This window comes from Larkinella soli (genome assembly GCF_003703975.1).
GTDB classification, from domain to species: domain Bacteria; phylum Bacteroidota; class Bacteroidia; order Cytophagales; family Spirosomataceae; genus Larkinella; species Larkinella soli.
The window spans coordinates 103,183-109,357 of the sequence record NZ_QTJY01000020.1; the positions used below are offsets into that span (position 1 = coordinate 103,183).

The 6,175-nt window shown below is 62.3% G+C and carries 7 protein-coding genes; 5 read left to right on the forward strand and 2 right to left on the reverse strand.

What is annotated here, in order from left to right:
- Nucleotides 1-89 precede the first annotated feature (89 nt).
- Nucleotides 90-422 (forward strand): arsenosugar biosynthesis-associated peroxidase-like protein, encoded by a 333-nt coding sequence (locus DX909_RS25855; protein ID WP_128548154.1) that lies wholly within the window; start codon nt 90-92, stop codon nt 420-422.
- Nucleotides 423-463: 41 nt separating this feature from the next.
- Complete coding sequence (gene arsS, locus DX909_RS25860; protein WP_128548143.1) at nt 464-1,510, forward strand: arsenosugar biosynthesis radical SAM (seleno)protein ArsS; 1,047 nt, start codon at nt 464-466, stop codon at nt 1,508-1,510.
- 7 nt (nt 1,511-1,517) lie between these two features.
- Here arsS and DX909_RS25865 read toward each other — a convergent pair whose 3' ends face one another.
- Together DX909_RS25865 and DX909_RS25870 are read right to left on the reverse strand one after the other, a co-directional pair.
- A complete protein-coding gene (locus DX909_RS25865; protein WP_128548144.1) occupies nt 1,518-2,390 on the reverse strand; it encodes a sterol desaturase family protein in 873 nt (290 codons plus the stop codon).
- Nucleotides 2,391-2,400: 10 nt separating this feature from the next.
- Nucleotides 2,401-3,165, reverse strand: a complete 765-nt coding sequence (locus DX909_RS25870) for a TIGR04283 family arsenosugar biosynthesis glycosyltransferase (protein WP_128548145.1) — start codon at nt 3,163-3,165, stop codon at nt 2,401-2,403.
- 135 nt (nt 3,166-3,300) lie between these two features.
- On the opposite strand from DX909_RS25870, the gene DX909_RS25875 reads away from it, so the two are divergent.
- Genes DX909_RS25875 through DX909_RS25885 form a run of 3 tightly spaced genes read left to right on the forward strand, consistent with a single transcriptional unit; the run spans nt 3,301 to nt 5,881 of the window.
- Entirely contained in the window at nt 3,301-4,887 is a 1,587-nt protein-coding gene (locus DX909_RS25875) for a hydroxymethylglutaryl-CoA reductase (RefSeq protein ID WP_128548146.1), read from the forward strand.
- A gap of 17 nt (nt 4,888-4,904) precedes the next feature.
- On the forward strand, nt 4,905-5,507 hold the full coding sequence (locus DX909_RS25880) for a TIGR04282 family arsenosugar biosynthesis glycosyltransferase (protein ID WP_128548147.1): 603 nt from the start codon (nt 4,905-4,907) through the stop codon (nt 5,505-5,507).
- Nucleotides 5,504-5,881, forward strand: coding sequence for a hypothetical protein (locus tag DX909_RS25885; protein ID WP_128548148.1), 378 nt, complete (start codon nt 5,504-5,506; stop codon nt 5,879-5,881). Before DX909_RS25880 ends, DX909_RS25885 begins: the two co-directional genes overlap by 4 nt.
- Nucleotides 5,882-6,175: the final 294 nt, after the last annotated feature.

Consider the following 6,175-nt stretch of genomic DNA (forward strand, 5'->3'; position numbering starts at 1 on the left):
GCCCCCGGACGGTGCGCATCCGGCCCGGTGTTTTACCAAACATTGCCGTTCATTTTCCGTTGGAAGAAGAAAGCATTCATCCCTACTCCATGGAGACGTACTACAATCCCGAAGACCTCAAAAAATTCGGCACGATCGGTGAATTTCAGAAAGAACTGGCCGACCGGTTCTTTTCCTACTACGGGGCGGTATTTGCCGACGGCGCCCTGACGGCCCGGGAAAAATCCCTGATCGCCCTCGCCGTGGCCCATACCGTCCAGTGTCCCTACTGCATCGACGCCTACACTACCGATACGCTCGAAAAAGGCTGTACGGAGGCCGAAATGATGGAAGCCGTGCACGTGGCGGCCGCCATTCGGGGAGGGTCTTCGCTGGTGCATGGGGTGCAGATGATGAACAAGGTCAAAGAACTTTCGATGTAAACGGTCGCCGGGGCCGCTCCGGTGGCTCCGGCTTTTCCTGCATGAAATCGCTCAGAGCCAGCGGCCACCAACTGGCCGGTACGGAAACGCAGCTCCAGCTGCTGCACCAGGTGGTCACCGACCAGCTGAAGCTGCCGCTATTCCACGAGAAGCTGGAAACGGCCGGCCTGTTTCCCCTGCGGCCGGTCGAAACCGCCGTTTTTCAGGTCAATGTCGGCCGGATGTGCAACCAGGTCTGTCGCCACTGCCACGTCGACGCCGGGCCGGACCGCCGGGAGATCATGACCCGCGACACCATGCAGCAGTGCCTCGACGCGCTGGCCCGAACCGACATCCCGACCGTGGACCTGACCGGGGGAGCGCCGGAGATGAACCCCCATTTCCGCTGGTTCGTGGAAGAAATCCGGGCGCTGGGGCGCCGGGTGATGGTCCGCTGCAACCTGACGATCATCGTCTCCAATCCCAAATACCACGACCTGCCCGACTTTTTCCGCCGGCACGAGGTGGAGGTGGTCAGTTCGCTGCCGTTTTACAATGCCGACAAAACCGACCGCCAGCGCGGAAAAGGCGTATTCGAGGATTCCATCAAAGCCCTGCGGATGCTCAATGCCGTCGGCTACGGGATGCCCGATTCGGATTTGCGGCTCCATCTGGTCTATAACCCCGCCGGCGCGTTTCTGCCCGGAACGCAGGAGGGGCTGAAGCGTCAGTTTCAGCGGGTGCTGCTCGATGAGTTCGGCATCCGGTTCAACGACCTCTACGCCATTACGAACCTGCCCATCAGCCGGTATCTGGATTTTCTGATTTCCACGGGCAACTACCGGGGCTATATGGAGAAGCTGATCACCGCCTTCAACCCGGCTGCGGCCGCCGGGGTCATGTGCCGCCATACGATCTCGGTCAGCTGGGACGGTTTCCTCTACGACTGCGACTTCAACCAGATGCTGGACCTGAAAGTGGCCGGGGCGGTGCAGCACGTCAGGGATTTCGACCCGGAAGCCCTCAGCCGCCGGACCGTCGTCATCAACCAGCACTGCTACGGCTGCACCGCCGGGGCCGGCTCCAGCTGTGGCGGCACGACCGCCTGAGGGTCCTTCAGCCGTTTTTTCGGGAAGGCGCATCCCGGCGGGTTTCACAGGGCCGTCCGTCCGGCAGTTTCCAGTCCCGCTGTTTCCGGAAGGGCATCCCCAGCAGCCGGCCCGGCGTCAGTTCATTCTCGTCGCGGTAGGCCGGAACGCCGAGGATCAGTTCCTCCTGCGGGATGTCCAGGCGGTGGGTGCCGTGGAGCCGGTCCCAGAACGAGAACAACGTTCCCCAGTTGGAATTGAACTCGTCCCGCACGATGGAGTGGTGAATCCCGTGCATCCGGGGTGTCACGAAAACCGCGTTCAGCAGCCGTTCGACGGGTTTGGGAAGCCGCCAGTTCGAGTGATGAAACTGCCCGGCCGTCTCGAAAACGATCTCATACACCACCGCCGTCCAGAAGCCGATGCCGAACAGAACCACCGTCGCAGCCCGGAACAGGATGCTCAGGATCAGTTCACCGAAATGGAACCGGAGGGCCGTGGAGACGTCCATATCGAGGTCGGTATGGTGAACGTTGTGAAACCGCCAGAGCAGGGGCACCTTGTGGGTGGCATAGTGCCACCAGTAGTAGGCGTAATCGAAGGCCGGAATGCCCAGCCCCAGCCCGACCCATCGGATCGGCCCTTCGGCGGGCAGCAGCCAGTGGATCAGCCCGAAGCCGTTGCGCTCTGCCCAGGCCGCAGCCAGCAGGGGCACCGGCAACAGCGCCAGCCGGAGCGTCAGCAGCGCCGGGACGGCAAAGGCGATGTTCCGGACGACCCGGCGGAAAAGGCTGAAACGCAGCCGTCGCAGCGGCCTTGACCACTGAAGGAGCAGCAGTCCGCCGAAGACCAGAACCAGCCAGGGGGAGCCGACATCGTCGAAAAGCGGTATGAAAAACATAGCGTTGCGTTTACCGGATATCTTCGTACAACTGCTTCAGCTTCTCGGCCGAATAGCCGACGCCCCACAGAATGCCCACATACAGAAACAGCCCGTTGGCCCGCCAGAACCCCCATTTGGCCACCCGCCGGTCCGACGACTCCACGATGCGGTTCACCTGCCGGATGCGGCCGTATTTCACCAGCCTAAGCAGCAGGTCGGCCTCCTCCATGATGGGTAGATCGTCGGCATACCCTCCGCAGGCCAGAAACTGTTCGCGCCGGCAGAAGATGACCTGATCGCCGAAGAGCAGCCGCGCCCCCCGGAAGAAGAACAGGTAGGGCCGAAACAACAGCGGGGCATAATAGGTCTTGATATAGTTATGGAACGAGGTGATCCAGCAGGTGCGCAGCGGCCCCCGCATCAGGGAGATGAACCCGCCGGCGGCCGTTTTCGAATCGGTTAGCGTGGCCTCGACCACCATGAGGCCGTCGTCGGGCAGGCTCGTATCCGCGTGCAGGAAACAGAGGTACTCGCCGGTGGCCGCGCGCGCGCCGAGGTTCATCTGGTACGAGCGCCGGGCCACCGGGCTCCGGATCAGCTGCGGCACCGGCCCGGCTTCGGAATGGGCGGCCTCCTCGATCTGCCGCTCCACGAGGGCCACCGTCCGGTCCTGACTGCCGCCGTCAACCACGATGATCTCCGCCGGAGCCGGCCGGAGACTGCCGAGTTGCCGGAAGGTCCGGGGCAGGGTGCGTTCTTCGTTGAAGGTCGGGATGATGATGGAGACAGCCAACGGGACAGGGTTTGTTAAAATTAACAGGATGGTCGTATAACCGTTTGTTGCAACCGCTGGTTGTAATGACAACCCCGGCCGCCGGTCGAATGGTAAAGGAAGTTACCATCCGGCTTTCTTACAAGCTAACGCTTCATGTTTCGACTTATTCCCAACGCCCTGCTCCGGCAGCTCTATACCCGCAACAGCCTGCGCAACACCCCGGACGGGTTTGTCTTCTCGCTGAAAAACCGCCTGGCCGACGCCCGGTTCACCGGCCTGCGGCTGGTCCGGATCGACGGCCGGGCGTATGATCCGGACGTGTTCACGCTGGAGCCGGACGGCGCCCCACCTACCCCCGTAACCGCCATCACCCCCGAACGGCCGCTGGACTTTCCGCTCCGGCGGTCGGTGACGGTTCATGCCCGCACGGAACCGCTCCCGCCCGGCCGGCACCGCCTGGTTTTCACGCTCCAGACCCTGCCTTTCGGGCTGCTGACCATTGAAGTGGAGGACGAGTTGCAGGAGGAGATCTCTCCGGCTGGGCCGGACGACCGGGCTGCTTCCGGCATCCCGCGCGACCCGGTCGACGACACCGGCCCCGACATTCTTCGCCGGCGGCAGGCGTATCTGGAAAGCCGGACCGGTCTGGCCCTGCAGCATCTGACGGCCTATTCGTTCGACCCGGCGGTATCGCGCGGCCATTGTGAGCAGTTTGTCGGGGCAGCGCAGGTGCCGGTGGGGCTGGCCGGGCCGCTGCGGATCAACGGCGACCATGCGAACGGCGAATTCTTCATTCCGCTGGCCACCACCGAAGGCACGCTGGTGGCTTCCTACAACCGGGGCATCAAACTGCTGAACCGCTGTGGCGGAGTAACCTGCACCGTTCTGGACGAAGGTATGCAGCGGGCGCCGGTTTTTGTACTGCCGGATGCACGGGCCGCCCGCGATCTGGCCCGCTGGGTGGCCGAACAGGAGTCCGCCCTCCGCGACGAAGCCGAATCGACCTCCCGCTATGCCCGTCTGAAATACATCACCCCCTACCAGACCGGTCGCCTGCTGTTTCTGCGGTTCGGGTTCACCACCGGCGATGCGGCCGGGCAGAACATGGTCACGAAGGCCACGCTGGCGGCCTGCCATTACCTCCTTCAGCACCGGACCGAGGTCGAGCATTTTTACCTCGAATCCAACTTGGCGACCGACAAAAAGCCGTCGTTCATCAACACGCTCCAGACGCGGGGAAAGCGGGTGACGGCGGAGGTAACCATCCCGAAAGAGATACTGATCAGCGAATTGCAGGTGGACCCGGAGCAGCTCGACCGGCATGCCCGCATCGGGAATCTGGGAGCATTTCTGGCCGGGGCCAATAACAACGGGCTGCACGCGGCCAACGCGCTGGCGGCCCTGTTCATCGCCACCGGGCAGGATGTGGCCTGTCTGGCGGAATCGTCGGCCGCCGTCACCTCCTCCGAACTGCTGCCCAACGGCGACCTCTACGGCTCGGTGACCCTGCCGTCGCTGGTGATCGGGACGGTCGGCGGGGGAACCGGTTTACCCACCCAGCGCGAGTGTCTGGAAATCATGGGCTGTTACGGACCGGGACAGGTGCTTAAATTTGCCGAAATCGTGGCCGGAGTGGTCGCAGCCGGGGAGCTTTCCCTGGCGGCCGCCATCTCTTCGCTGGACTGGGTGTCGAGCCACGAAGCCGTCCGAAACCAGAAAGCCGGGCCGTCCGGGACCTGACCGTCCGCCTTCCGACCATGACCGATTCCTTACTGATCCTGTTCATCAAAAACCCCGTGCGGGGCAAGGTCAAAACCCGGCTGGCGGCTACCGTCGGGGAGGAAACCGCCTTTGCCGTCTATGAACAGCTGCTTCGTTACACCCTGAAAATCAGCCGTCCGCTGGCCTGTGACAAGGTAGTTTATTATTCGGATTTCATCCCGCCGGACGACGACTGGCTCCGGGCGGGCTACCGATCGGCCCTGCAAACCGGCGATGACCTCGGCCACCGGATGAAGACGGCTTTTGCCGGGGAGTTTGGCCGGGGATACCGCCACATCGCCATCATCGGCAGCGATTGCCCGCAACTCGAAACCGGTATTCTCGAAACCGCCTTCGACACCCTTCGGGAGAAGGATGCAGTGATCGGTCCGGCCACCGACGGCGGCTATTACCTGCTGGGAATGAACCGTTTGCAGCCCCAGCTTTTTGAAGGCAAACGCTGGAGCACCGATACGGTTCTGGCCGATACGCTCCGGGATTTGCAGTCGGCCGGGATGACCTACCGCCTGCTGCCAGAGCTGACCGACATCGACGAGGAAAAAGACCTGATCACCACCCGATTTCAACGACCCCAATGAAGCCTCACCTGATTTTCGTGTACAATGCCGGCAGCGACGTGTTCAGCCTGGTAACGGATTTCGCCCATAAAATTCTGTCGCCCTCCACCTACGACTGCAACCTCTGCGCGCTGACCTACGGCCATTTCGGTATGAAAAGTGACTGGAAGGCCTACCTCGAACAGCTGGGGACGGTCAATGAATTTCTGCATAAGGATGAGCTGTCGCGGAAATACGGTCTGACGGATCTGAAGCTTCCGGCCGTGCTGCTCGATACCGGGAACTCGGTTCAAACCCTGCTGAGTGCCGAAGAAATCAACGGCTGCCGCTCACTGCCGGAACTCCAGACCCTGCTGACCCAAACCCTGAGCCGCCGGCCGGAGATTTCCGGATAAACTGCGTCGGCTTTTTTCACCGGCATCCCGTGTCGGCGTTACTTTTCACCATCGGCTGCGTCCAACGATGAAGCAAAGCTCCCGGCTTCGCTGCCCACCGTTCGACATTTCGCCGATTCATGATTCGTATCCGCCGTTTCTGCCGGTTCCTTCTTTTCCTTTGGCTGGCCGCAGGCTCCTTCACCTTCGCCCAGACGACCGACAACCGGCCGGTGCAGGTGACGCCCCTGCTGGCTCCTCCTTTCCCCCCTACCCTGATTGACTGGACGACCAATCCCCAACTGCTGCGCGTCT